This window comes from Nocardioides sp. (assembly GCF_029937575.1).
Lineage (GTDB): Bacteria > Actinomycetota > Actinomycetes > Propionibacteriales > Nocardioidaceae > Nocardioides.
This window is the reverse complement of record NZ_JAPYPS010000014.1, coordinates 40,243-65,268: the sequence shown is the minus strand read 5'-3', so window position 1 is coordinate 65,268 and position 25,026 is coordinate 40,243. Positions and strand designations below refer to the sequence as shown.

The following is a 25,026-nucleotide window of genomic DNA, read 5'->3' as shown; positions in this document are numbered from 1 at the left end:
CATGGCACTGATCCCCGGACGACGTCGCAACGCGCCACGGCGCGAGCTGCGGCGCATCGACCTCGCCAGGCGCGGGATGGGCGTCACGCTCGGCCTCGTGCTGCTGCTCGTGCTCGCCTACCTGCGCACCACCGGTGGCCTGGGGGGCGACCCCGAGGTGTCGGCGGAGGTCCGCAACGCCGGAGGCGCCCTGCGCCCTGGCTCGGACGTGAAGATCGCCGGCGTCATCGTGGGCCGCGTCTCCGAGATCGCGCGCAGCGAGACCGGCAACGTGCGGCTGGGCCTGGCCATGGACCCCGACTCGCTCGGCGACGTGCCCGACAACGTCGTCGCCCGGATCCTGCCGGCCACGGTCTTCGGCACGACGTTCGTCGACCTCGTCGTGCACGGCGGCCCCTCCGCCACGATGCTGCAGGAGGGCGCCGAGATCCCCGCCGACCTCGACCAGGACACCCTCGAGCTCCAGCAGGCCCTCGACGACATCGACCGGTTGGTCACGGCGCTGGGGCCGGCCGAGCTCGCCTCGGCGATCTCGTCGGCGGCCCAGGCCCTCGAGGGTCGCGGCGAGGAGATCGGCCGGATCATCGACCTCGCCGACGGCTACCTCGCCCGGCTCACTCCGCAGCTGCCCCTGGTCCGCTCGGACCTCGGCAAGCTCGCCGACAACCTGGAGCTCGTCGACGACCTGGCTCCCGACTTCCTGGACGCCACGCAGGACGGTCTCGTCACGCTCGACACCATCGTCGAGCAGCGCGCCTCCATCACGGCGCTGATCACCGGCGGAACGACCCTGACCCGCACCGGCCAACGGCTCCTGGACGACAACACGCGTCAGCTCGTCCGGATGCTCGAGAACGGCGCCGTCCTGCTCGACATCCTCTTCGACAACCGCAAGGCCGGGATCACCGACGCGATCTCCACCAACATCGCGGTCGCCAACAAGCTGCCCACCGCGATCCGCGAGGGGTTCCTGCAGGCCGACGGGACGATCGAGCTCGACGCGCCCGACTACTACACGCCCGCGGACCGACCCGACTACGGGCGGCTGCAGGGAGCGAGCCTGCGGGGCCTGGCGGGTGGTGGCTCGTGAAGGGGCTCGGCGCCATCGGCATCAAGTTCGCCGCGTTCGTGGCAGCGAGCCTGGTGCTGCTCCTGCTGCTGGTCAACACGATGCTGAACGGGCTCGGCGAGGACTCACGGGGTTTCGACGCGGAGTTCGTCGACGTCAGCGGCCTGCGGGTGGGCGACGACGTCAAGGTGGCCGGCGTGCGGGTCGGCAGGGTCGCGGAGATCGACGTCACCGACGAGGGCGCACTCGTGGGCTTCGAGCTCTCCGACGATCAGCCGATCCTGAGCACGACCCGCGTCGTGATGCGCTACCAGAACCTCCTGGGCCAGCGATACCTGGCGCTCGTCCAGGACGACGACCGAGGCGGCGAGCTGGAGGCCGGCACCAGCATCCCGACGAGCATGACCGACCCCGGCTTCGACCTGACGGCCCTGCTGAACGGATTTCGTCCGCTGTTCGAGGTGCTGCAGCCCGAGGACGTCAATCGGCTGGCGACCTCGATGGTCCAGGTGCTCCAGGGGGAGGGCGGCACAGTCGAGCAGCTGTTGCAGCAGACGACCGAGCTGACCGGCTTCCTGACCGAGCGCGACGAGCTGTACGGCGCGGTGCTCACCAACCTGACCCCGGTGCTGCAGAACCTCGACGGTCGCGGGACCGAGCTCAGCTCGACGATCACCGAGCTGAAGGCACTGATGACCGGGCTCGCGCGCGACCGCAGGGCCATCGGGTCCTCGATCGACGGCGTGAGCAGGCTGGTCGGCGCCACCTCGGGACTGCTGCGTGACGCCCGTCAACCGGCGGTGGACGCCGTGGACGAGCTCCGCCAGGTCGCCGACCAGGTGGCGGCCTCGCGCGGCAAGCTGAACGACGCCATCGACTCCTTCGGCCTCATCTTCGAGTCCCTCGGCCGCGCCGGCTCCTACGAGAGTGCGCTCAACGTCTATCCCTGCTCGGTGCTCCTGTCGGTCGGTGGCCAGGAGATCAACCCGGCCGGCCCCGACGGCCCGTGGTCGGAGGCCTGTCGATGAAGGCCCTCTCGTCGCGCGACCCGCTGCGCGTGGGTCTCGCTGCCATCCTCGTCGGAGGACTCCTCCTCGCGCTGATCGTGGTGCTCTCGGTGGTCTCGTTCGGCCGAAGCACCTACACCGCGGTGCTCGAGCACAGCGCGGGCCTGAGGGCCGGCGAGGACGTCCAGGTCCACGGGGTGTCGGTGGGCGAGGTCACCGGCGTCGACCTGCAGGATCGTCAGGTCCTGGTCACGTTCGAGATCGACCAGGACATGGAGCTGGGCTCGTCGACGACCGCCGAGGTGCGGGTCGCCACGTTGCTGGGGACGCACTACCTGGAGATCGACCCGGCAGGTGGCGGCGACCTCGCCGGCGGCCGGATCCCCCTGGAGCGCACCTCGGTGCCCTACAACCTCCAGGACGTGCTCGAGCAGGGCACGACCAAGCTCGCCGAGCTCGACCCGGTCGTGCTGGCCGAGGCGTTGAGCGAGGCCAGCAAGACCCTCGGTGCGTCGGCCGACGACGTCGGGCCGGCGCTCGAGGGAGTGGCCGAGCTCTCCGAGCTCGTCACGCGACGGTCCGCGCAGACCACCGAGCTGCTCCGCGCGGCCCGCGGGGTGACCGACCAGCTCTCCGACTCCTCGGGAGACATCGTCGAGCTGATGGAGGCGACCACCCTGGTCGCCGAGGAGGTGACCTCCCGCCGTACGGCGATCCACCGTCTCTTCGTCGAGACGACGTCGCTCTCGAAGGCGTTGCGCTCCATCGTCGAGCAGACCGACGCGGAGCTGGGTCCCACCTTGCAGGACCTCGACCAGGCGCTCGACACGCTCAACCAGCAGGACGACCAGCTGCGCGACGTGCTGGAGGTGATGGCCCCGGCCTTCCGGTACATCGCCAACGCCACCGGCAACGGCCCGTATGCCGACCTGTTCGCCGAGGACCCCGCGCTGCTCGCCGACGACGCTCGTTGCAAGCTGGAGGGTTGCCGATGAACCGCGTCCCCGTACGCCTGCTCCTCGTGGCGACCCTGATCGGGCTGTCCGTCCTGACGGGCGGCTGCGTGCCCGGCGTCGTCGGGGGTGGTCGGATCACGGTGACGGCCTACTTCCCCGACACCTCGGGTCTCTTCGTCGGCAACGACGTGGGGATCCTCGGCGTCACCGTCGGGAAGATCACCGACATCGACCCGGAGGGTGAGCGGGTGAAGGTCACCCTCGAGGTCGACGACGAGCACGACGTGCCGGCCGACGTCGGCGCCGTCGTGGTGGCGCGATCGGTCGCCACCGATCGGTACGTCGAGCTCACCCCGGTCTGCGACTCGGGCCCGACCCTGGGTGACGGAGACGTCATCCCCGTCGAGCGCACCCGCACCCCGGTGGACTTCGACCAGGTGCTGGGTGCCCTCAACACCTTCGCCACCGGCATCGCCGGCTCTGGCAAGTCGAAGAAGGCGATCCGTCGCCTCATCAACTCCGGAGCACGGGCGCTCGACGGGCGTGGCCAGCTGGTCAGCGACACGGTGACCGACCTGGCTGACGCTGTGGGCAGCGTGAGTGGACAGCGCGAGGACCTCAGCGCCACGATCCGTTCGCTCGACACCCTGGTGGCCACGATCGCGGCCAACGACCGGACGGCGCGCAGGTTCATCGGCCAGGTGAGCGAAGCAGTCGACCTGCTCGACGACGAGAGGCTCGACTTCCGAGCGGCCCTGCGTGCCCTCGACGACGCGGTCACCACGGTCGCTGAGTTCGCGGTGGACCATCGCGACGAGATCGTGGAGGTCGTCGACGGCGGCAGCAAGGTGATGCGCACGATCCTCAGCCGGCAGCGGGACCTCGCCGAGATCCTGGAGGTCTTCCCGCTGGCCCTGGAGAACCTCCAGCTCGCCGTCGACGGAGACCGGATCCCGGTCCGGGTCCCACCGACCGCCCTGCTCCCTCTGGGAGACCAGATCGACCAGCTCTGCCAGAGCCTGCCGCTGGGGCTCTGCGACCTCATCTCGGGCACCGATCCGACGGATCGGCCGTCAGGGGGCCGACGATGACGACCTCCTGCCTCCGCCTCCGTGCCCTGGTCGCCGTCCTGCTCGCCGTCGGCCTCGGTTCGCTGACCGCCTGCAGCACCACGCTCGGGGACCTTCCGCTGCCGGGCACCGGCGTGTCCGGGGACACGATCCGGGTGGACGCCGAGTTCCAGGAGGCGCTCAACCTTGCCCAGGGGGCGACCGTCAAGGTCAACGGCATCGACAGCGGCAAGGTCCAGGACGTCTTCGTGGAGGACTTCCACGCGCGCGCCGAGATGCTCGTGCGCACCGACGCGGTGCTGCGCGCCGGTGCGACGGCACGCCTGCGCTACACGACGCCGCTCGGGGAGCTGTTCGTCGACGTCACCAACCCGAGCGAGGGACCTACGCTCGCGGACGGGGCACTGATCACCCTGGAGGACTCCTCGACGGCGCCGACGGTCGAGGACGCCCTGTCCCAGGCGAGCCTGCTCGTCAACGGCGGCGGACTCGGCGACCTGCAGACGGTGACCGAGGAGCTCAACACCGTGCTCGGAGGTCGTGAGGACACCGCGCGATCCCTGCTCGAGCGATCGCGTGACTTCCTGGTCGAGGCCAACGCGACGACCCAGGACATCGATCGGGCGCTGCGCTCCCTGGTCTCGGTCTCCTCGACCCTCCAGCAGCGGGAGCGGATCATCAACCGCGCCGTGCGGGAGATCGAGCCGGCCGCGGCCGTGCTTCGCCGCAACACCCCCGGGCTCACCACGCTCCTGCAGCAGGTCGAGAGATTCTCCGGCGCGGCCGAGGAGACCGTCGCTCGTACCCGCACGGACCTCCTGCGCGTGCTCGACCAGGCGACTCCGGTGCTGGCCGAGTTCGCCGGCAACCGGGCGACGTACCCGCTGTCCCTGGACGCTCTCATCAAGCTCGGCAACGCCGTCGACGGGATCGTGCCCGGCGACTACGTCTCGATCTCGCTCGCCGTACGACTCGACGGGATCGGTGCCCCCGACCTCGCCGGCATCCTCGAGCAGCTGGGGATCGACCTCCCCGACCTCCCGGACCTGCCGGAGCTGCCGCTGCCCGGTGTGCCCGAGCTCGACCTGCCGGGAGGTCTTCTCGACGGGCTGACCCTGGACGGTCTCGTCCGAGGTGGTGCTCGATGAGCACGCTGCGCGCTCTGTTCTCGTCTCGTCTCTACCTCAGCGCCCTCGGGGTGGCTCTGGTCTTCGTCCTCGGCCTGGCCTACCTCTTCGCCGAGGTGCTCGACCAGCCGCTGCTGTCCCGTCCCGACGAGGTGACCGTGGAGCTCTCGGCGGCCGGAGGTCTCTTCGAGGGCTCGGCGGTGACCTACCGCGGCGTCAAGATCGGCCGCGTCACCGACATCTCGATCGGCGAGCGTGGCGTGGTGGCGACCCTCTCGCTCACCTCCGACGAGCAGGTGCCGGCGTCCTCGGCCGCGAAGGTACGCAGCCTGTCACCGGTCGGCGAGCAGTACCTCGACTTCCAGCCGACCTCGCAGAGCGGTCCCTACCTGGAGGACGGCAGCGTGGTCACGGCCGAGTCCACCGACATCCCGAAGAGCCTGGGGTCCACGGTGGTGGCGATCAACGAGGTGCTGCGCCAGGTCGACGACAGCAAGCTGCGCACCCTGCTCGTCGAGCTCAGCACCGCCCTGGAGGACACCGGGGACGACCTCGGACGACTCGTCGACGAGGGCAGCGTGCTGATCGACGAGCTCGACGACGTCTATCCCGAGACTCTCCGGCTCCTGCAGAGCGCCGACGTGGCCCTGGACATCGCTCCGGACAATCGCGCCGAGCTGCAGGACCTGGGCGACGACGCTCGCGAGCTCGCGGCGTTCCTCGAGGACTACGACCCCGAGCTGGACCGGCTGCTGGCCGACACCCCGGCCCGCCTGCGCCGCCTCGAGGGACTGGTGCAGGACGCTCGTGAGGTGCTGCCCGACTTCCTCTCGGTGGGCGTGAGCCTCACCGACATCATCGTCGCCCACGACCCCCACCTGCGTGCGCTGCTGCGCAACTACGGTCCCGGGCTCTCGGTCCTCGACGACCAGGTGCGCAACGGTCGGCTGCGGCTGAAGATCATCGGCGACAAGGACCCGCGCTGCGACTACGGCATCAGCCGCCGCAGCCCCCGCAACGTCGATCGTCGTCCCATCGTGACGACCGGGCGCTGCTCGGCCTCCTTCAGCACGCTGCAGCGCGGCGCCGCGCACGCTCCCGGCCCGGTGCCGCGATGACGGGCCCGCGTCGCCTGGAGGCCGTCCTGGCCGTCGCGCTCGCGGCCGCCCTCGTCGCCGTGGCACTCCTGTGGGTGGATCGCGACGACGCCCCTGCCTCGACGCGAGCAGGCTCGGGCGGCGCCGAGGCGGGGGAGGCCGCCACCCTCCTGGCCGCCGGGTCCGAGGCCGAGGCCGCAGCCCGCTCCGCGGTCGAGCAGATGACGACGTACGACTTCTCGACGGTCGAGGAGGACTTCACCTGGGTGGAGGACGCCGGCACCGAGCAGTTCCAGACCTACTTCGCGGGCGCGAGCAAGGACGCGATCGCGGTGATCCGGTCGTTGAAGGCGAGCGCGAGCGGGACCGTCGTGGACGCGGCCCCGCAGGTCATCGACGCCACGCACGTGAAGGTGCTGCTCTTCGTCGACCAGGAGATCACCGCGCGCAAGCAGCAGGGCAGCAAGCTCGACCAGCCGCGCGTGTCGATGCAGATGGTGCGCCAGGACGGCCGCTGGCTCGTCGACCAGGTCGCCGTCAACGACCTGCTCGCCCAGTAGCGGGCTGCCTCGCGCCGGGACGGGTCTGTTACCCAGACCTGGGCGGACCGTGGATCTGGAGTTGCCCGTTCGTGGCGGTGGGGCTCGTAGTGTCGTGGTTGTCGGAGGGGACGCAAGGCCCCGAGGACGCTGACCCGAGGCAGGCCCCGCATCTGGGGGGATGACGGAGCCGACGCCCGGGTCTCCAGGGGGGAATCAAGGACCGACCCGCTCGACGCTTCCGGGGGGAAGCGCTCTGAGCGGGTCGTCCTCTTTTTCTCGTCTCGTCGCGTCGCGGCTGGCTAGCTCAACGCAGGCTCCTGGTCGACCGGGACCAGCGCGATCGCGACCATCGGGAACAGCGCCGCCAGCGCGAACGTCGCCGGGTAGCCGCCGTGGGTGACGGCGAGCCCGCCCAGGGGCGGGACCAGGGCGCTGGTCAGGAACTGCGAGGTGTTCTGGATCCCGAGCGCGCGTCCCGACCAGTGCGGGCCGGCCCGCTCGGCCACCGCGGTGAAGGCCAGGCCGTTGTCGGCCACCGTCACCACCGTGGCCAGGATGATCAGGGGCACCGCGACCGCCCAGTCGAGGCCGGCCGCGCCACCCAGCGCAGCCATCGTGAGCGCCGCTGCCGTGGCCACCCACCGCAGGGGCCGCATCCGCGACCCGACGACGTCGGAGAGCTGACCCGCGGCGATGCGCCCGAGAGCTCCTCCGACCTGGGCGAGGGCGACCAGGGCACCCGCTGCTCCGGGGGACCAGCCGCGGTCCTGCACGAGCCAGACGAGTGCGAAGGTCCACACGACGAACTGCGGCACGACCAGCAGGACCGAGACACCGTGGATCCTGGCCAGGAAGGAGCTGCCCCGGTAGGGGTTGGCCGACGGCACCTCACGCGGGTCGGGACGCGGCGGGTCGAGGACGACCACGAAGACCAGGACGGCCGCCAGGGCGGTCGCGATCGTGGGGACCCACATCGCGGCGTGGATCCCGTGCACATCGGCCACGACAGCGATCGAGATCGCCGCGACGCCGACGCCGACCGGTTGGGCCATCTGCCGAATCCCCATGGCGAGGCCGCGCCGCCGTGGGGGAAACCAGCCGACCACGACGCGCCCGCTCGCGGCGCTGCTGCTGGCCGCGGCGGCACCGCCGAGGAAGAGGGCCAGGCTGAGCCACCCGACGCCCGGGGAGACCACGGCAGCCAGGCCGGCGAGCGACGTGAGCACGAGTCCGGTCAGCAGCACCAACCGTTCGCCACGTCGGTCGGTGAGCAGGCCCCACGCGACGAGGGTGAGCATCACGCCCAGTGTCGGGGCGGCAGCGACGACCCCGGCCTCGGCGAGCGACAACCCCTCCTGCTGCACCAGGGCGGGGATGAGGAAGGCGGGACCGTGCGCCATCACGGCGGTCGACGCCTGGGCGAGCGTGCTCGCTGCGAGCATCGACCAGCGTCGACCGGAGCCGACGTCGAGCGAGCGCTCGGTGATCAGGGTCATGGACCGATTGAACGCGCCTTCGGTGGCTCGGCCGCGCCCATCTCGCACCGTGGAGTGTGACGCTCCCGACTCGTGACTACTCTGAGCCCGTGAGTCGGAAGCGGTACGTCGAGCGGGGCATCCGCCTGCTGCGGCGCGTGCTGCTGACGGTGCTCGGACTGCAGGTCCTGATCGCCGTGACGATGTCGGTCGTGGACTCCTACCGGCGCCGCGGCAAGAAGCCGGTGGCGTTCCCGACGACGCCACCCACCGAGGTCGCGGTCGGGGACGGCACCGTCACGACGTACACCTACGGTCGCGACCTGTACGACGACATGATCGCGGCGATCGAGGGCGCCAAGCGGCAGGTGCTCTTCGAGACGTACATCTGGAAGGGCGACGCCACCGGCGAGCGGTTCAAGCGAGCCCTGGCCGAGGCCGCGGACCGCGGTGTCGAGGTCTACTGCATCTACGACGGCTTCGCGAACCTCGTCGTCTCCCCGGTCTTCAAGCGCTTCCCCTCGACGATGAAGGTGCTGCGCTACCCCGTGTACGCCGCGGGGTGGCGCTTCTTCGACCTGCGCGGCTACGGCCGTGACCACCGCAAGATCCTCGTGGTCGACGACTCGGTCGGCTTCGTCGGCGGCTACAACATCGGCGACGCCTACGAGACCGAGTGGCGTGACACGCACGTGCGGATCACGGGGCCGGGCGTGTGGGACCTGAAGCGCGCCTTCGCCGACTTCTGGAACCTCAACCGTCGTCGCCGGATCCGCAAGAGCGAGCGACCGCTGCTGCTGGAGACGGCGTCGACGTGGGAGTCGAAGATCCGGGTGCAGCGCAACGTCCCGCGCCTGTGGATGTTCCCCATCAGGGCGATGTACATCGAGGCCATCAACCGGGCCAGCCGCAACGTGTGGATGACGCAGGCCTACTTCCTCCCGGACCAGGACTTCGTCGACGCCCTCAAGGACGCCGCCCGCCGCGGCGTCGACGTGCGGCTCCTGCTGCCGTTGAAGTCCAACCACGTCGTGGCCGACTGGGTCTCGCGCGGCTACTTCGCCCAGCTGCTCGATGCCGGGGTCAAGGTGCTGCGCTTCAAGGGCGCGATGGTGCACGCCAAGACCGCCACCGTCGACGGCACCTGGACCACGGTCGGCACGGCCAACATCGACCGGCTCAGCCTCCAGGGCAACTACGAGATCAACGTCGAGGTGATCGACCCGGGCCTCGCCGCGATGCTCGAGAAGATCTTCCTCACCGACGAGACCAACTGCGCCCCGCTGACCCGCTTCGAGTGGGAGACCCGCGACCTGCACCGCAAGTTCACCGAGGCGTTCCTGCGGCCGCTCGGACGTCTGCTCTGACGCGAGGTCCGGCCGCTGATCCGGCGATGTCGGTGGTCGACCGTAGGCTTGACGCATGCGCCCCGTCACCGATCTCGAACGCCGTGTGGCCCCCTTCAAGGTCATCTCCGACTACCAGCCTGCCGGCGACCAGCCGGCGGCGATCAAGGAGATCACCAACCGCGTCCAGGCGGGGCTGCAGGACGTCGTCCTGCTGGGCGCCACCGGCACCGGCAAGACGGCCACGGTGGCCTGGGTGGCCGAGCAGGTGCAGCGTCCGTTGCTGGTGCTGCAGCCCAACAAGACGCTGGCTGCTCAGTTCGCCAACGAGCTGCGTCAGCTCTTCCCGGACAACGCCGTCGAGTACTTCGTCTCCTACTACGACTACTACCAGCCCGAGGCCTACGTCCCCCAGACCGACACCTACATCGAGAAGGACTCCTCGATCAACGAGGAGGTCGAGCGGCTGCGGCACTCGGCGACCAACTCGCTGCTGACCCGGCGCGACGTCATCGTGGTCTCGACCGTCTCCTGCATCTACGGCCTCGGCACCCCCCAGGAGTACGTCGACCGGATGCTGCGGCTGCGGGTGGGAGAGGAGCGCGACCGCGACTCGATCCTGCGTCAGCTGGTCGAGATCCAGTACACCCGCAACGACATGAGCTTCACCCGCGGCACGTTCCGGGTGCGCGGCGACACCCTCGAGATCTTCCCTGTCTACGAGGAGCACGCGGTCCGCATCGAGTTCTTCGGTGACGAGATCGAGCGCCTGATGACCCTCCACCCCGTCACCGGTGAGGTGATCACCGACGACTCCGAGCTCTACGTCTTCCCGGCGACCCACTACGTCGCCGGCGCGGAGCGGATGGAGCGGGCCGTCCGCGGCATCGAGGCCGAGCTCGAGGAGCGCCTGGCCGAGCTGGAGCGCCAGGGCAAGCTGCTCGAGGCGCAGCGCCTGCGCATGCGCACGACGTACGACATCGAGATGATGCGCCAGGTCGGCTCCTGCGCGGGCATCGAGAACTATTCGATGCACATGGACGGCCGCACGCGTGGCTCTGCCCCCAACTGCCTGCTCGACTACTTCCCCGAGGACTACATCGTCGTCGTCGACGAGTCCCACGTGGCGGTGCCCCAGATCGGTGGCATGTACGAGGGCGACATGTCTCGCAAGCGCAACCTCGTCGACCACGGCTTCCGGCTGCCCAGCGCGATGGACAACCGGCCCCTGCGCTGGGAGGAGTTCCTGGAGCGGATCGGCCAGACGATCTACCTCTCGGCCACGCCCGGCAACTACGAGCTCGACAAGGTCGAGGGTGACGTCGTCGAGCAGATCATCCGCCCGACCGGGCTGATCGACCCCGAGGTGGTGATCAAGCCGACCAAGGGTCAGATCGACGATCTCATCCACGAGATCCGCACCCGTGCCGAGAAGAACGAGCGGGTGCTCGTGACGACCCTGACCAAGAAGATGTCCGAGGACCTCACCGACTACCTGCTCGACGCCGGGATCCGCACCCGCTACCTGCACTCGGAGGTCGACACCCTGCGTCGCATCGAGCTGCTGCGTGAGCTGCGGATGGGGGAGTACGACGTCCTGGTCGGCATCAACCTGCTCCGGGAGGGCCTGGACCTCCCCGAGGTGTCGCTGGTCTCGATCCTGGACGCCGACAAGGAGGGCTTCCTGCGCTCGGACAAGTCCTTGATCCAGACGATCGGTCGAGCCGCGCGCAACGTCTCGGGCCAGGTCCACATGTACGCCGACAAGATCACGCCGTCCATGGAGAAGGCGATCGAGGAGACCAACCGGCGGCGCGAGAAGCAGATCGCCTACAACAAGGCGGCCGGGGTCGACCCGCAGCCGCTGCGCAAGAAGATCGCCGACATCACCGAGATGCTGGCGCGCGACTCCGAGGACACCCAGGCGTTGCTCGAGACCTGGGCCGGCACCGAGGCGAAGGGCCGCGCCGGCGGGGTGAAGGCGACCGGCAAGGGACGCCAGACCGTCCCGGTCCTGGGCGACAAGGCTGCGGGCCATCACGCCAAGGACCTGGCCGGGCTGCCGAGCTCCGAGCTGGCCCAGCTCATCCAAGACCTCACCGACCAGATGCGCACCGCGGCTGCCGAGCTGCAGTTCGAGCTGGCGGCTCGACTGCGCGACGAGATCAACGACCTGAAGAAGGAGCTGCGCCAGATGATGGAAGCGACCAAGTGAGGCCCTAGCCTCGGTCCGTGACGTCGCAGCTGGGTGGCCGGATGGCCTACGCCGTGTGGGGCGTCGCCCTGGCGACGTACTTCCTGGCGATCTTCCACCGCAGCTCCCTGGCCGTGGCCGGCCTGGCAGCCTCCGAGCGCTTCGGGATCTCGGCCTCCCAGCTCGCGGTCTTCGCGATGCTGCAGCTCCTGGTCTACGCCGGCATGCAGATCCCGGTGGGGCTGCTCGTCGACCGCTACGGGCCGCGAGCGGTGATGCTCAGCGGTGTCGTCATCCTCACGCTCGCCCAGACCGGCTTCGCGCTCGCCGAGACCTACCCCGTCGCGTTGGTCTCGCGCACCTTCGTCGGCATGGGCGACGCGATGACGTGGATCTGCGTGCTGCGCCTGGTCAGCAGGTGGTTCCCGCCGCGCCGGGTGCCGATCTTCACCCAGCTGTCCGGGACCGTCGGTCAGCTCGGGGCGGTGGTCGCGGCGGTGCCGATGACGATCGCCCTGCGCGAGGTGGGGTGGACGGCCGCCTACCTCAGCACGGCGTCGCTCGGCGTCGTCCTGGCTGTCGGCCTGGTGTTCGTCGTGCGCGACGCGCCGGAGGGACGGCGGATCCCCGGCCCGCGGATGTCGTGGCCAGGGATCCGCACCAGCCTCGCCGCCTCATGGGCGCACCCGGGGACTCGCCTGGGCTTCTGGATGCACTTCACCACCCAGTTCAGCGCGACCGCGATGGCACTGCTCTGGGGCTACCCCTTCCTGGTGCAGGGCGAGGGTCGATCCTCGGCCAGCGCCGGGGCGCTGTTGACCCTGATCGTGGTCGCCTTCATCTACTCCGGGCCGTTGCTGGGACTCCTGATCGGCCGACACCCGTGGCACCGGTCCTCGGTGGTGCTGGTGATCGTCTCCGCCATCGTCGTCGTCTGGACGGCGGTCCTCGCGTGGCCGGGCCAGGCGCCGCTGTGGCTCCTGGTCGTGCTGACCCAGGTGATCGGCTTCGGTGGACCCGCGTCGATGATCGGCTTCGACCTCGCGCGCACGTCCAACCCCGCGGAGCGGCTCGCCAGCGCCACCGGAATCATCAACCAGGCCGGCTTCGCAGCCAGCCTCGTGCTGGTGCTGAGCATCGGGCTCATCCTCGACTGGCGCACACCGGGCGACTCCACGGACTACAGCCCCGATGCGTTTCGGTGGGCACTCAGCGCACAGTACGTGCTGTGGGCCGTGGGTGTGGCTCAGATCGTCCGCTACCGAGGACGTGCCCGCGCCGTCATCGATCGCCGAGCCCTGGAGTCGGGTGTCCCGATGACCTGAGCCGCGCTGAGCGTCACCTGAGCCAGGGCGGGACCAGGCGGCGACGGCGCACCTGCAGCGCCACCACGCCGCCCACGAGCACGACCGCGAGGGCGGTCAGGACGCCGCCGAAGAAGCTCGCCCATCCGCCGCCGGACCCATCACCGTCAGCCTGCTCATCGGCGTTGAGGGCCGGCTGGTCGCTCGTCGATGCGTCGGCCGAGCCGGTCCCGATGCCGTCGAGGGGTCCGAAGGCGATGGCGCCCTGGTCGAGCACGGCTCGTGAGGTGCTCGCCAGCGCCGGGTCGTCGGTGAGCTGCGACGACGTGGTGCCGCCCACGGCCGGCTCCGCGCGCACCTCCTCCAGCCACTGCACCGCCTTCAGCCGTGGTCGCGACGCGACGGCGCCGACGACCTGGCGCAGCCAGGCGCGCTTGAGGACGCCCTCGGTGGAGCCCTCAGCGCCGGTCTGGTGCATGGCACCGGTGGTCAGGAGGAAGGGCTTCTTGCGTTGACCGGCGAAGCGCACGTAGAAGGTCGAGCGTCGGCTGTCGTCGTCGTACCCGAATCGTTCCTTGAACCGGTCGTCGAGCTCGCCGGCCTCCGGGTAGGAGTTGGCCCCGAACGTCGGTGCGACGCCGTAGCGCAGCATCGTCAGGCCGACCCAGTCGACGAAGTCGTCTCCGGGGTAGTAGGGCCCGTAGGGATCGTCGAGGGAGGTGACCTCGCCGTCTCCGTCGGTGTCGAGGTAGGGCAGCGTCTCGGCATCGATGGGCGGGGCCTCGTTCACCAGCGTGGTCGTCGAGTTCACGGCGTCGGAGAACGGGTAGCCGCCGCCGTACGACGGAGCCCACAACATCCGAGCGGCGTCGGTGCTGTCGTGGACGGCCTCGGCCACTGCGCGGAACGCGTCGATGTAGGCGAGGGGCTGCTGGCCCCAGGGCGCCCACGAGCCGTTCATCTCAGGTGCGAACCGCACGATCAGGAAGCTGCCGTCACGGGCCGTCGCCGCGCCGAGCGTGCCGGCCAGCGACTCGGCGTCGTCCTGGGTGAGCCCGGTCAGGGTCTTCGGCTCGAGGGTCACCACGGCGACGGCGCCGACGCCGGCGGACTGGCGTGAGAGGTCCTCGAGCAGCACCTGGGACGTGGGGGTCAGCGGGTAGCCGATCGACCCCCCGACGAGAGAGGCCTCCGCGCCCAGCCGGCGTTGGTAGGCGGCAGCCGAGTCGTTGCTCCAGTCGAGGGAGGGGCCGAACCAGACCGTGCCCCGTGGAGGCAGGTCGGGCTCCGCGGACGCAGGGGCTGCGCCGAGAGAGGCTGACGTCCCCAGGACGACGGCGACGACCGACACGACGGCGAGACGACGTCGCTGCATCGTGGACTCCTCCTGGGGGTGGCGCGTGGGGCTGGCGGGGTTGTCGGGGATTATCCGTCCTGGTGCCGTCGGGCCCCGACGCACCCCCGCCTCGGGGAGTCGCTCACGGCAGCCAGCCACGCTTGCGCTGGGCCTTCGCCTGCTGCTTCTCCAACCGACGCAGCTCCTCGCGACGGATCTCGTCGCCGCTGGAGACGGTCTTGAGGAGGTTGACCGCGGTCACCGCCATCACGATCAGAGGCCACATGAAGGCGTCGAAGCCGCCGTTGACGGCCAGGTAGATGGCCCAGCACACCACCGTCGGCGCCACGAAGCCGAACACGGCGCTGCGTCGGCGCTCCTGCCAAGCCACGTCCGCTCGGTGCCGCAGCTGAGCCGGGCTCGCGCCGGCGATCGGGTCGATGGCCTTCGAGGGGGTCGTCTCCGGCACGAGGTCGGCGACGATGGGCGGGATCTCGCCCAGGGTGCGCGCGGCGGCCGCGGTCTCGGCGCGCTGGTCGTGCTCCTCGCGGTCCAGCCGGCCCTCGGCGTAGGCCGCGGCGAGGACGTCGCTGACGAGGTCGCGGTCGGAGTCGGAAGCGCGCAACGCGGCGTTGGCAGCGACACGGGGGTCGTGCGAGAGCGAGTGCCACAGGCTCGCGGTCATGTGTCGTCTCCTCAGCGCGTCGGGTCCGGCCGCCATCGTGGCAGTCCGGCCATTTTGGCACCTCGGCGACCGCGGCGACCTAGCCTGTTTCCGCGGTGTTACACCACGGCGGCCCACAGTGGGCTAAGACACGTCTCGTTGTCCAAAACGAGAACACGTTCTATCGTCGTGGCCGGCATCACATGGGACCGGGCTCATGGGAGCTGGCGCACAGGAGCGGGGGGAGGTGGCCGATGGCGTTCACGGCCGTGTCCGTCCTGCGTGGTCCTGGCGAGATCGCCGCGATGACCGTCGACGTGACCAAGCGCATCTTCACCAAGCCCTTCCAGTTCCGCGAGTTCATCGAGCAGGCGTGGTTCATCACGAGCGTGACCCTGATGCCCACCATCTTGGTGTCGATCCCCTTCGGCGCCGTCATCTCGCTGCAGGTCGGCAACCTCACCGGACAGCTGGGCGCCCAGTCCTTCGCCGGCGCGACCGCCGTGCTCGCGGTGGTGCGCGAGGCCGCACCGATCGCGGCGGCGCTGATCATCGCCGGTGCCGCCGGTTCCGCGATCTGCTCCGACCTCGGCTCCCGCAAGATCCGCGAGGAGATCGACGCGATGGAGGTCCTCGGCGTCGATCCGCTCGAGCGGCTGGTCGCCCCACGCGTCGTCGCCACCATGTTCGTGGCGCTGATGATCATCGGGATCGTGATCGGCGCCGGCATCGGGGGCGGCTACTTCTTCACCGTCATCGTGCAGGGGGGCTCGGCCGGTGCGTTCCTGGCGAACTTCACCGCTCTCGCCTCCATCTCGGACCTCTACATCGCCATCGTCAAGGCCGTCATCTTCGGCGCGATGGCCGCAGTCGTCGGTTCCTACAAGGGACTCAACGCCGGAGGCGGGCCCAGCGGCGTCGGCCGGGCCGTCAACGAGACAGTGATCATCGCCTTCATGCTGCTGTTCTTCATGAACGCCGTGATCACCGCGATCTACTTCCAAGTCGTTCCGCCGCCGGGGATCTGATGGCCACCATCACGCAGCTCGGAAGCTCCTTCGTCAACGGCAGGCGCCGCACCCTGGAGGGCTACGGCGACCAGCTCCTCTTCTACGTCAAGGCGTTGGCCTGGACCCCCAGGGCCATCCGTCGCTACCCCAAGGAGATCACCAAGACCCTGGCCGAGGTCACCTTCGGCACCGGCGCCCTGACCCTGATCGCCGGCAGCGTCGGCGTCATCGCCTTCCTGGCGTTCTTCGCCGGCACCGAGGTGGGGATCCAGGGCTACGCCTCGCTCAGCCAGATCGGCGTCGCCAAGTTCAGCGCGTTCATCTCCGCCTACTTCAACACCCGCGAGGTGGCACCGCTCATCTCGTCGATCGCCCTGGCCGCCACGGTCGGGTGCGGCTACACCGCACGTCTGGGGGCCATGCGGATCTCGGAGGAGATCGACGCCCTCGAGGTCATGGGCGTCCCGTCGCTGCCGTTCCTGGTGACCACGCGGATGATCGCGGCCTTCATCGCCGTCATCCCGTTGTACGTCGTCGCGCTGAGCGCCTCCTACCTCTCGCCGCGGCTGATCACCGTCTACATCTACGGCCAGTCGAGCGGCACCTACGACCACTACTTCCTGCAGTTCCTGCCGCCGATCGACATCCTCTGGTCCTTCGCCAAGCTGCTCGTGCTGGCTACGGCGATCATCCTGATCCACTGCTACTACGGCTACACCGCGAGCGGCGGTCCGGCCGGCGTGGGCACAGCCGTCGGGCAGGCGATCCGGACCAGCATCGTGACCGTCGTGGTCGCGGACTTCTTCCTGAGCTTCGCCATCTGGGGCTCGACCACCACCGTGCGGATCACCGGGTAGGGGGTGGACTCCGCATGCCGATGCTGGTGAACATCCACCACGACAGCCCCCGGGAGCACCGCCGTCTGCTCGTGGCGGGAGTGGCCTTCCTGACGAGCATCGCCCTGCTCGTCTACCTCTCGATCGCGATCTACGACAAGAAGTTCGCCGACGTCACGATGGTCACGATCGAGGCCGACCGCGCCGGCCTGCAACTCACCAAGTTCGGTGACGTCCGCCGCAACGGGGTCTTGATCGGACAGGTCCGCGAGGTGTCGCAGAACGGCGAGAACGCCGTGATCAGAGTGGCCCTGGAGCCAGCGGCCGCCAAGGAGCTGCCGGCCAACGTCGCCGTCCAGATCCTCCCGACGACGTTGTTCGGTCAGAAGTACGTCTCCTTCGTGACCCCGGACGACCCGTCCGTCGCCGCGCTCGCTCCCGACGCCGTCATCCCCACCGACCGGGTGGAGACCAACGTCGAGCTGAGCCAGATCCTCGCGGACCTGTTTCCCCTGCTCCGGGCGCTGCGTCCGGCCGACCTCAACATGACCCTGAGCGCGGTGGCCAACGCCCTCGAAGGGCGCGGGGACCAGCTCGGCGTGACGCTCGAGGACCTCGGCACCTACCTCGGTGATATCGAGGGTTCGCTGCCGACGCTGCAGGAGGACCTCGTCGCACTCGCCGACGTGGCCGACACCTACGATCTCGCCGCACCCGATCTTCTGCGCGTCCTGGGCAACCTCACGGTCACCTCCAAGACCGTGCTGCAGAAACGCGAGCAGCTGGACGTGTTCTTCAGCGACCTCACCGGCCTGTCCAACACGACGACCCGCGTCCTGAGGGACAACGAGTCGGCGCTCATCCGGGTGGGCGAGGTGGGCGCCCCCGTGCTCAAGCTCCTGGCGACGTACTCCCCGGAGCTGCCGTGCCTGCTCAAGGGAGCCGCGCGCTACGCCCCGATCCTGGCCAAGACGTTCGAGGGCAACGAGGTCAAGCAGTACATCGAGCTGGGCTCCGCGCAGTACGAGGCCTACGGACCCGACGACAAGCCGGTGTACGGCGAGCTGGGTCACGGTCCGTGGTGCTCGGGGCTGCCCAAGCCGCCGGTCCCGATCGGACCGGAGTCCTTCGACGACGGCACCGACATCGACGACAACCCACCGCGCAGCGACCTCCCGGTGCTGATCCCGGATCTCGACGACCTGCTCCCCGGGCTGCCGCTGCCGCGCACGGCTCCGGACTGGGCTCGCCAGTCGGGCTTCGGCGTCGGGATGTCGAGCGGGTACGCCGGCACGGAAGGTGAGCAGCAGGTGCTCAACGCCCTGCTCGCCGAGCGCAGCGGCCGGGCCCCCGAGACCTACGGCTCCCTCGGGTCGTTGCTGTACGGACCCGTGGTCCGGGGCGGGGGTGACGACTCGTGAACACCCGTGACGCCGTCACCGTGCGTGCCGGCATCAAGCTGGCGATCTTCACGGTGGTCTCGGTCCTGGTGACCGGCCTGCTGGCCGTGATCATGGGCAACTTCGGCTTCGGTGAGGGACGCACCTACGCGGCCGAGTTCACCAGCGCGAGCTCGCTGAAGAAGGGCGACGACGTCCGGGTGGCCGGCGTCAGCGTGGGCGAGGTGAAGAGCGTCGAGCACACCGGAACCGACAACGGGGACGCGCTCGTGACGTTCCGGGTGAAGGCCGAGGTGCCGCTCACCACCGCCTCCCGCGCCGAGATCCGGTTCCTCAACCTGGTCGGCGACCGCTACCTCGCACTCGAGGAGGGGGTGGACAAGGAGGCCGAGCAGTTGCAGGCCGGCGCCACCATCCCGATGGAGCAGACCCAGCCGTCCCTCGACCTGACCACCCTGTTCAACGGCTTCAAGCCGCTCTTCCAGGCACTGCAGCCCCAGCAGGTCAACGAGCTCACCTTCAACCTGATCCAGGTCCTGCAGGGGGAGGGCGGCACGGTCCGGTCGTTGCTCGAGAGCACCGCGTCGCTCACCACCACCCTGGCCGACCGCGACGAGCTGATCGGGGACGTGGTCACCAACCTCGGCACCACCCTGACGACGGTCGACGAGCGCCACGAGGAGCTGGACGACCTGGTCGTCGAGCTGAAGGACTGGATGGTCGACCTCGCACGCGACCGCGACACGATCGGGTCGTCGCTCGACAGCATCTCCGACCTCACCGTCGTGCTCTCGGACCTGCTGAAGGACGCGCGTCCACTCGTCAAGGGCGACGTCGCCCAGCTGCGCCGGCTGGCGACGCTGCTGAACAAACCCAAGAACCGCGACCTGGTGGTCGAGATCTTCGACCGGCTGCCCGAGTCGATGACCGACCAGACGCGCACCGGCACCTACGGGTCTTGGTACAACTACTACATCTGCGGCTTCTCGGGGCGGATCAAGCTCCCCATCATCAGCGGTCTGCCCATCATCAAGGACCTCAACGACCAGCTGAACAACCTCGACTTCCGTTCGACGGCGCCGAGGTGCAACCGGTGAGAGTCTCCGAGGCCCGTGTGCTGCGCCTGGGGGCGATCACCCTGGTGGTGATGGCCCTGATCATGGCGGCGACCTTCAACCTCTCCCGCTTCCCCGGTTTCGGCGGCACGACGTACACCGCCGAGTTCAGCGATGCCAGCGGGATCCACCGGGGCAACGTCGTGCAGGTCGGCGGGATCCGCTCCGGTCGAGTCAGCGGCGTGGAGCTGGACCCCGAGAACCGCGACCGCGTGATCGTGACCTTCGAGGTCGACAACGGCGTCGATCTCGGGTCGGAGACGTCGGCCTCGGTCGAGGTCCTCAACCTGTTGGGCGAGAAGTACCTCAACGTCGATCCCGCAGGCGCGGGGGAGCTCGACCCGGAGGTCGCGATCCCGCTCGATCGCACGGAGTCGGCCTACGACATCATCGGTGTCTTCGGCGACCTGACCACGACCACCGAGGCCATCGACACCGACCAGCTCAAGCAGGCCTTCAACGTGCTCGGGGAGACCATCGACTCCGCGGCCCCGGAGATCACGGCGAGCTTCGAGGGGATCTCGCGGCTCTCCGAGAGCGTGGCTTCGCGCGACGCCGAGCTCCAGCGGCTCTTCCGCAGCTCACGCGGCGTGACCGAGGTCCTCGCGGCTCGCTCCGAGGACCTCGTCACGTTGATGGGGAGTGCCGACCTCGTCTTCGAGGAGCTCAAGAAGCGCAAGGCTGCCATCCACCGGCTCCTGGTCAACGCGCGCGAGCTGGCGGTCGAGCTGCGCGGCGTCGCCACGGACAACCAGGACCAGATCCGGCCGGCCCTGCGTCAGGTCGACGACCTGCTCGACACGCTGATCTCCCGCGAGGAGGAGCTCAAGGCGACCCTCAACGCGCTGGGGCCCTACGTCTCCATCCTGGGCAACATCATCGGCACCGGGCCGTGGTTCGACGCCTATGCCGTCAACCTCCTGGCGATCCCCACGGGCGAGTTCTTGCCCAACCCGGGAGGCCTGGGATGAAGCGCTTCGTGACCTTCCGCAATGCCCTGGTCGCCGTCCTCGCCCTCGGACTGATGGGCGTGGTCCTGGTGCGTGGCGCCGACGACGTGGGCCCCAAGACCGTGACCGCCCACTTCTCCCGTGCCGTCAGCGTCTACGAGGGCACCGACGTACGGATCCTGGGCGTCAACGTCGGCAGCGTCACGGCGGTGACCCCGGAGGGCGGGTCCGTGCGCGTCGACATGGAGTACGACGGCGCCCTCGACCTGCCGAGTGACGCGCAGGCCGTCGTGGTCACCCCGACACTCGTCGCCGACCGCTTCGTGCAGCTGACCCCGGTCTACACCGGGGGAGCGACGATGGCGGACGGCGCCGACATCCCGCTGCCCGAGACCGCGGTCCCCGTCGAGCTGGACCGGATCTACTCCAGCCTCAACGAGCTGACCGCCACCCTGGGGCCGAACGGCGTCAACGCCGACGGCACCCTCAACAACCTCGTGACAGCGGGTGCCGACGCCCTCGACGGCCAGGGCAAGCAGGCCAACGAGATGCTGCGCAACCTCTCCGAGGCAGCCAGCACCTTCTCCAACAGCTCGGGGGACCTGTTCGCCACCGTCAGCCAGCTGGCCGACTTCACCGAGACGCTCGGTGAGAACGACCGGCTCGTCCGGGCCTTCTTCGCCGACCTCGCGGACGTCGCCGCTCAGCTCTCCGGCGAGCGCCAGGAGCTCCAAGCCGTCCTCGCGGCGGTCTCGGACACGGTAGGCACGGTCAAGGGCTTCGTGAAGAACAACCGCAGGGCGCTGGTCACCGACGTCGAGAAGCTCACCCGGGTGGTGCGCACGATCGCCTCCGAGAAGCAGAGCCTCGACACCGCCCTGGAGGTCGCGCCGGTCGCGATGGGCAACCTCTTCCTGGCCTTCAACGTCGAGTCGGGCTCGATCGGCTCGCGCATCGGCGTCACCGGCAACGCCTTCGACGCCGACGGCTTCATCTGCTCGATCATCCAGCAGTCCAGCTTGCCCAAGGTCAGCAAGACCCTGGCGTGCGAGCTGCTGGAGGCGCTCCTGGAGCCGCTCGAGGACCAGCTGCCCAGCATCCCGCCGGCCGCCGGAAGGCCGCAGACCGACAACCGCGCCGGCACCGGGGACAACGTGAGCCGGCCGGGCGGGGCCCGCCGGCCCGTCCGCGAGGGCGCGCCCGCCCGGGTGTCGCAGGCCGTCTCCGGGGCCTTCACCACCGAGACGCCGCCGGACCTGGCCGGCCTCCTCTCAGGAGGTGGGCGGTGATGGTGCGACGCTCCCTCGCCAGCGCCCTGACCACGCTGGTGGCCACCGTGCTGGTCGCGGGCGGTCTGACCGCCTGCGACTTCGACGGCGCCTACGACCTGCCGCTGCCGGGGTCCCCGGTGGACGCCGACGAGGCCTACGAGGTCACCGCCGACTTCGACGACATCCTCAACGTGGTGCCGCGCTCGCCGGTCTTCGTCGACGACGTCACGGTCGGCGAGGTGATCGAGGTCGACCGGGTCGGCTGGCACGCCCGGGTCACCCTACGCATCCGCGACGACGTCGTGCTGCCCAACAACGTCGTCGCCGAGATCCGCCAGGTCAGCCTGCTCGGCGAGAAGTACGTCGCCCTGGAGCCGCCCACCGGCGAGGCCCCCCAGGGCCAGCTCGGCGAGGGCGACAACATCGCGCTCGACCGGACGGGACGCAACCCCGAGGTCGAGGAGGTCCTCGCGGCGTTGTCGACCCTCCTCAGTGGCGGCGGGGTGGCCCAGCTGGGCACCATCACCGAGGAGCTCAACAACGTGATGAGCGGTCGCACCGACGAGTTGCGAGGACTGCTGGGCACGCTCGACCGGGTGGTCTCCGACCTCGACGACCAGAAGCTCGACATCATCCGCGCGCTGCAGTCGCTCAACAACCTCTCGCAGACCTTGAACGAGGAGAAGGACACGATTCAAGGCGCCCTCGACGTGGTCGGTCCGGCGGTGGACGTGCTCGACGACCAGACGGACGAGCTGGTCACGATGCTCGCCTCCCTCGACCGTCTGGGCACCGTCGGCACTCGCGTCATCCGGGCGAGCAAGGACGACCTGCTGGCCCAGCTGCGGGACCTGGAGCCGGTGCTGGACAACCTGAGCGACGCGGGCGACTCGCTGGCGCCCGGACTCAACCTCCTGGTGAGCTTCCCGTTCCCCAAGGAGGCCTCCGAGATCGTGCGCGGTGACTATGCCAACACCTCGATCCGCGCCGACATCAACCTGGAGAACTTCTTCTCGCCCGGCCTTCCCGACCTGCCGCTGCCCGACCTCCCGGACCTCCCGGACCTGCCCCTCCCGGAGATCCCCGGGTTGCCGAACGTGAACCTCGTCCTGAAGTGCCTCACCAGCGGGGGCATCGACTCGAAGGCGTGTCGCAAGGTGCTGCGTTCGGCCGACCTGCTGCCGCGGCTGGTCAAGCAGTGCGCGAAGCCGAAGAACCGACGCAACGGGATCTGTCTCGCCCTGGGTCTGCTCGACGGTGTCGGCGGACTCCTCCCGGGACTGACCGAGGGGCTGAGCGGGGGGCTGGGATCCCTGGGCCTGGGGCGCTACGGTGCCGGACTGGCCAGCGGTGACCCCAGCCCGCCGGCGGACACGACGTCCCTCCTGGGGGGTGCCTCATGATCGCTGCCGTACGGCGACGCATCCTTGCCTTCGTGATCCTCTCGGCGGTGGGCATCGTCTACGTCGCCGCGTCCTACCTCGGCTTCGTCGACACGGTCCTCGGACGCGGCTACACGGTGCAGGTCGCGCTGCCGGCGTCCGGAGGCCTCTTCGAGGGCAGCGAGGTCACCTACCGCGGTGTCAAGATCGGCACCGTCGACAAGATGACGGTGACGCGCGCCGGAGTCGTGGTGGACGTCGCGGTCGAGGAGGGCACCGAGCTCCCGCTCGACTCGGAGGTGTTCGTGCACAACCTCTCGGCCGTGGGTGAGCAGTACCTCGACTTCGAGCCCCCGGACGCGGGCGGCCCCTTTGCGGAGGACGGCGACCTGATCGTCGGCGATGCGACGGCGCTCCCGGTGGACGAGGCCGACCTCCTGGTCCAGCTCGACGGATTCGTCAACTCGGTCGACAAGCAAGCCCTGCAGGTGCTTGTCCGCGAGCTCGGCGACATGTTCGCCGACACCGGCCGGCCACTGCAGCGCCTCATCGACGACGGAGGAGCTTTCATCGACGAGGCGATCACCGCCACCGACGACACCATCCGGCTGCTCGACACCGCTCGTACCGTCGTCGGCACCCAGCGCGATGTCGGCGACAACATCACATCGTTCTCGACCGATCTCGCCGACCTCACCGACGCCCTGCGCGCGTCCGACGCGGACCTGCGCCGCACCCTCGACGACACGCCCGGCACCGCACGGCAGGTCACCCGGCTGCTGCGCGACCTGGAGCCCACGCTGCCGGTCCTGCTGAGCGACCTGACCACCGTGAACCAGGTCGTCGTCTCCCACATCGAAGGGGTCGAGCAGCTCCTGGTGACCTTCCCCCGCGTGATCGCCGGCGGCTTCACGGGATCGCCACCCGACGGGTTCGGTCACGTCAACCTCCAGCTCGACTACAGCGTCCCGCCGTGCACCGACGGCTACAAGCCGCGCAGCGAGTGGCGTCGCGGCGACGAGCTGACAGACGCGGCCATCTTCCCGGCCGAGTGCAAGAGCGGAGCGCCGTTCGTCCAGCGCGGCACCCCCAACGTCCCGGGCACCCGCAACAACCCGTCGCCCGCCCGCTCGTACTCCTCGACGTACGACCCGGCGACGGGCCTGGTCGACGGCGCGATCGCGGGTGACGGCTCGCCCGTGCGCGTGCAGCAGGCCGGCGACCTGTCGATCCTGGGCGACGACTCGTGGAAGTGGTTGCTCGTGGGACCGGTGGCGAGCCCATGAGCCGACTCTCGACCGGCGCCCGGCTGGAGACCGTCCTCTACGTCGTGGCCCTGCTGCTCGCCTGCGGCTGCGTCGTCGGTGGCGTGGTGATCGTGCAGCAGGCCCGCGGCGACGCACGGACCGAGCGGGAGAGCCCCCAGACCGTCGCGCCGTCCGCCGCCGAGCAGAAGCGCTACGGCGAGGCGCTGCGGGCCGCCGAGTCCACCGCCCTGGCGCTGGTCAACATCGACTACGAGGACCCCGAGGCCAGCTTCGAGGCGGTTCGCGGCACGGCGACGGGCACCTTCCTCGAGCAGTACGACGCCTCGTCGGAGAGCCTGGTCGACCTGGTGACCCAGTTCGAGTCCGTGCTGACCGGCACCGTCGTCAGCTCGGCGGTCTCGAGCATCGACCAGGACGACGCCACCGTGCTGGTGGCCACCGACGGCACGGTGAGCAACGCCCAGACCGGCGAGGGGGGCCAGGCCCGCAACTTCCGGATCCTGGTCAAGCTCGTCCGGGAGGACGACCGGTGGCTGACCAACGACCTGGAGTTCGTCGGATGACGCCCCCGAAGCCCCGCCGTCCCGGCCCGGCGTCTCGTACCCCC

At 69.8% G+C, this 25,026-nt stretch carries 22 protein-coding genes; 19 read left to right on the top strand and 3 right to left on the bottom strand.

Annotation, left to right across the window (positions count from 1 at the left end):
* Position 1: 1 nt before the first annotated feature.
* From Q1K33_RS07540 to Q1K33_RS07510, 7 genes are read left to right on the top strand one after another with little or no spacing between them, the layout of a single operon-like run.
* On the top strand, positions 2–1,090 hold the full coding sequence (locus Q1K33_RS07540) for an MCE family protein (protein WP_300402316.1): 1,089 nt from the start codon (positions 2–4) through the stop codon (positions 1,088–1,090).
* On the top strand, positions 1,087–2,097 hold the full coding sequence (locus Q1K33_RS07535) for an MlaD family protein (protein WP_300402314.1): 1,011 nt from the start codon (positions 1,087–1,089) through the stop codon (positions 2,095–2,097). The genes Q1K33_RS07540 and Q1K33_RS07535 overlap by 4 nt, the downstream gene beginning before the upstream one ends.
* Complete coding sequence (locus Q1K33_RS07530) at positions 2,094–3,071, top strand: MCE family protein (RefSeq protein ID WP_300402312.1); 978 nt, start codon at positions 2,094–2,096, stop codon at positions 3,069–3,071. The genes Q1K33_RS07535 and Q1K33_RS07530 overlap by 4 nt, the downstream gene beginning before the upstream one ends.
* Entirely contained in the window at positions 3,068–4,123 is a 1,056-nt protein-coding gene (locus Q1K33_RS07525; protein ID WP_300402310.1) for an MCE family protein, read from the top strand. Before Q1K33_RS07530 ends, Q1K33_RS07525 begins: the two co-directional genes overlap by 4 nt.
* On the top strand, positions 4,120–5,250 hold the full coding sequence (locus tag Q1K33_RS07520) for an MCE family protein (RefSeq protein ID WP_300402308.1): 1,131 nt from the start codon (positions 4,120–4,122) through the stop codon (positions 5,248–5,250). The genes Q1K33_RS07525 and Q1K33_RS07520 overlap by 4 nt, the downstream gene beginning before the upstream one ends.
* A complete protein-coding gene (locus Q1K33_RS07515; protein WP_300402306.1) occupies positions 5,247–6,347 on the top strand; it encodes an MlaD family protein in 1,101 nt (366 codons plus the stop codon). Before Q1K33_RS07520 ends, Q1K33_RS07515 begins: the two co-directional genes overlap by 4 nt.
* Positions 6,344–6,886, top strand: a complete 543-nt coding sequence (locus tag Q1K33_RS07510; RefSeq protein ID WP_300402304.1) for a hypothetical protein — start codon at positions 6,344–6,346, stop codon at positions 6,884–6,886. The genes Q1K33_RS07515 and Q1K33_RS07510 overlap by 4 nt, the downstream gene beginning before the upstream one ends.
* 281 nt (positions 6,887–7,167) lie before the next feature.
* Here Q1K33_RS07510 and Q1K33_RS07505 read toward each other — a convergent pair whose 3' ends face one another.
* Positions 7,168–8,364 carry an MFS transporter gene (locus tag Q1K33_RS07505; RefSeq protein ID WP_300402302.1) on the bottom strand — a complete coding sequence of 399 codons (1,197 nt, stop codon included), beginning with the start codon at positions 8,362–8,364 and terminating at the stop codon, positions 7,168–7,170.
* Between the two features lie 89 nt (positions 8,365–8,453).
* On the opposite strand from Q1K33_RS07505, the gene Q1K33_RS07500 reads away from it, so the two are divergent.
* The 3 genes from Q1K33_RS07500 to Q1K33_RS07490 are packed head-to-tail and all read left to right on the top strand — an operon-like array spanning position 8,454 to position 13,208.
* Positions 8,454–9,710 carry a phosphatidylserine/phosphatidylglycerophosphate/cardiolipin synthase family protein gene (locus Q1K33_RS07500; RefSeq protein ID WP_300402300.1) on the top strand — a complete coding sequence of 419 codons (1,257 nt, stop codon included), beginning with the start codon at positions 8,454–8,456 and terminating at the stop codon, positions 9,708–9,710.
* A gap of 55 nt (positions 9,711–9,765) precedes the next feature.
* Positions 9,766–11,904: an excinuclease ABC subunit UvrB gene (gene uvrB, locus Q1K33_RS07495; RefSeq protein WP_300402298.1), complete on the top strand. Its 2,139-nt coding sequence runs from the start codon at positions 9,766–9,768 to the stop codon at positions 11,902–11,904.
* 17 nt (positions 11,905–11,921) lie between these two features.
* Positions 11,922–13,208: an MFS transporter gene (locus tag Q1K33_RS07490; protein ID WP_300402296.1), complete on the top strand. Its 1,287-nt coding sequence runs from the start codon at positions 11,922–11,924 to the stop codon at positions 13,206–13,208.
* Between the two features lie 13 nt (positions 13,209–13,221).
* Here Q1K33_RS07490 and Q1K33_RS07485 read toward each other — a convergent pair whose 3' ends face one another.
* On the bottom strand, positions 13,222–14,562 hold the full coding sequence (locus tag Q1K33_RS07485) for a hypothetical protein (protein ID WP_300402294.1): 1,341 nt from the start codon (positions 14,560–14,562) through the stop codon (positions 13,222–13,224).
* A 103-nt stretch (positions 14,563–14,665) separates the two neighbouring features.
* Positions 14,666–15,208, bottom strand: coding sequence for a DUF1707 domain-containing protein (locus tag Q1K33_RS07480; protein ID WP_300402292.1), 543 nt, complete (start codon positions 15,206–15,208; stop codon positions 14,666–14,668).
* A gap of 233 nt (positions 15,209–15,441) precedes the next feature.
* Between Q1K33_RS07480 and Q1K33_RS07475 the strand changes: the two genes are divergently transcribed.
* From Q1K33_RS07475 to Q1K33_RS07435, 9 genes are read left to right on the top strand one after another with little or no spacing between them, the layout of a single operon-like run.
* Positions 15,442–16,215 (top strand): ABC transporter permease, encoded by a 774-nt coding sequence (locus tag Q1K33_RS07475; RefSeq protein WP_300402290.1) that lies wholly within the window; start codon positions 15,442–15,444, stop codon positions 16,213–16,215.
* Positions 16,215–17,054, top strand: coding sequence for an ABC transporter permease (locus tag Q1K33_RS07470; RefSeq protein ID WP_300402288.1), 840 nt, complete (start codon positions 16,215–16,217; stop codon positions 17,052–17,054). The genes Q1K33_RS07475 and Q1K33_RS07470 overlap by 1 nt, the downstream gene beginning before the upstream one ends.
* A 14-nt stretch (positions 17,055–17,068) precedes the next feature.
* Positions 17,069–18,454, top strand: a complete 1,386-nt coding sequence (locus tag Q1K33_RS07465; RefSeq protein ID WP_300402286.1) for an MCE family protein — start codon at positions 17,069–17,071, stop codon at positions 18,452–18,454.
* A complete protein-coding gene (locus Q1K33_RS07460) occupies positions 18,451–19,530 on the top strand; it encodes an MCE family protein (RefSeq protein ID WP_300402284.1) in 1,080 nt (359 codons plus the stop codon). Before Q1K33_RS07465 ends, Q1K33_RS07460 begins: the two co-directional genes overlap by 4 nt.
* Positions 19,527–20,519: an MlaD family protein gene (locus Q1K33_RS07455; RefSeq protein WP_300402282.1), complete on the top strand. Its 993-nt coding sequence runs from the start codon at positions 19,527–19,529 to the stop codon at positions 20,517–20,519. The genes Q1K33_RS07460 and Q1K33_RS07455 overlap by 4 nt, the downstream gene beginning before the upstream one ends.
* Positions 20,516–21,787, top strand: a complete 1,272-nt coding sequence (locus Q1K33_RS07450) for an MCE family protein (protein ID WP_300402280.1) — start codon at positions 20,516–20,518, stop codon at positions 21,785–21,787. The genes Q1K33_RS07455 and Q1K33_RS07450 overlap by 4 nt, the downstream gene beginning before the upstream one ends.
* Positions 21,787–23,172 (top strand): MCE family protein, encoded by a 1,386-nt coding sequence (locus Q1K33_RS07445; RefSeq protein ID WP_300402278.1) that lies wholly within the window; start codon positions 21,787–21,789, stop codon positions 23,170–23,172. Before Q1K33_RS07450 ends, Q1K33_RS07445 begins: the two co-directional genes overlap by 1 nt.
* The gene (locus Q1K33_RS07440; protein ID WP_300402276.1) at positions 23,169–24,437 is read left to right on the top strand and encodes an MlaD family protein; all 1,269 of its coding nucleotides are present in this window, start codon (positions 23,169–23,171) and stop codon (positions 24,435–24,437) included. The genes Q1K33_RS07445 and Q1K33_RS07440 overlap by 4 nt, the downstream gene beginning before the upstream one ends.
* Entirely contained in the window at positions 24,434–24,982 is a 549-nt protein-coding gene (locus Q1K33_RS07435) for a hypothetical protein (RefSeq protein WP_300402274.1), read from the top strand. The genes Q1K33_RS07440 and Q1K33_RS07435 overlap by 4 nt, the downstream gene beginning before the upstream one ends.
* The last annotated feature ends 44 nt before the right edge of the window (positions 24,983–25,026 follow it).

Excerpts from the sequence above, each read along its gene's own strand:
- Q1K33_RS07475 (WP_300402290.1), top strand. The coding sequence starts at position 15,442 with ATGGCGTTCACGGCCGTGTCCGTCCTGCGTGGTCCTGGCGAGATCGCC.
- Q1K33_RS07445 (WP_300402278.1), top strand. The coding sequence starts at position 21,787 with ATGGTGCGACGCTCCCTCGCCAGCGCCCTGACCACGCTGGTGGCCACC.
- Q1K33_RS07505 (WP_300402302.1), bottom strand. The coding sequence starts at position 8,364 with ATGACCCTGATCACCGAGCGCTCGCTCGACGTCGGCTCCGGTCGACGC.
- Q1K33_RS07540 (WP_300402316.1), top strand. The coding sequence starts at position 2 with ATGGCACTGATCCCCGGACGACGTCGCAACGCGCCACGGCGCGAGCTG.
- Q1K33_RS07435 (WP_300402274.1), top strand. The coding sequence starts at position 24,434 with ATGAGCCGACTCTCGACCGGCGCCCGGCTGGAGACCGTCCTCTACGTC.
- Q1K33_RS07480 (WP_300402292.1), bottom strand. The coding sequence starts at position 15,208 with ATGACCGCGAGCCTGTGGCACTCGCTCTCGCACGACCCCCGTGTCGCT.
- uvrB (WP_300402298.1), top strand. The coding sequence starts at position 9,766 with ATGCGCCCCGTCACCGATCTCGAACGCCGTGTGGCCCCCTTCAAGGTC.
- Q1K33_RS07440 (WP_300402276.1), top strand. The coding sequence starts at position 23,169 with ATGATCGCTGCCGTACGGCGACGCATCCTTGCCTTCGTGATCCTCTCG.
- Q1K33_RS07485 (WP_300402294.1), bottom strand. The coding sequence starts at position 14,562 with ATGCAGCGACGTCGTCTCGCCGTCGTGTCGGTCGTCGCCGTCGTCCTG.
- Q1K33_RS07515 (WP_300402306.1), top strand. The coding sequence starts at position 5,247 with ATGAGCACGCTGCGCGCTCTGTTCTCGTCTCGTCTCTACCTCAGCGCC.
- Q1K33_RS07530 (WP_300402312.1), top strand. The coding sequence starts at position 2,094 with ATGAAGGCCCTCTCGTCGCGCGACCCGCTGCGCGTGGGTCTCGCTGCC.
- Q1K33_RS07470 (WP_300402288.1), top strand. The coding sequence starts at position 16,215 with ATGGCCACCATCACGCAGCTCGGAAGCTCCTTCGTCAACGGCAGGCGC.
- Q1K33_RS07525 (WP_300402310.1), top strand. The coding sequence starts at position 3,068 with ATGAACCGCGTCCCCGTACGCCTGCTCCTCGTGGCGACCCTGATCGGG.
- Q1K33_RS07520 (WP_300402308.1), top strand. The coding sequence starts at position 4,120 with ATGACGACCTCCTGCCTCCGCCTCCGTGCCCTGGTCGCCGTCCTGCTC.
- Q1K33_RS07510 (WP_300402304.1), top strand. The coding sequence starts at position 6,344 with ATGACGGGCCCGCGTCGCCTGGAGGCCGTCCTGGCCGTCGCGCTCGCG.
- Q1K33_RS07450 (WP_300402280.1), top strand. The coding sequence starts at position 20,516 with ATGAAGCGCTTCGTGACCTTCCGCAATGCCCTGGTCGCCGTCCTCGCC.
- Q1K33_RS07465 (WP_300402286.1), top strand. The coding sequence starts at position 17,069 with ATGCCGATGCTGGTGAACATCCACCACGACAGCCCCCGGGAGCACCGC.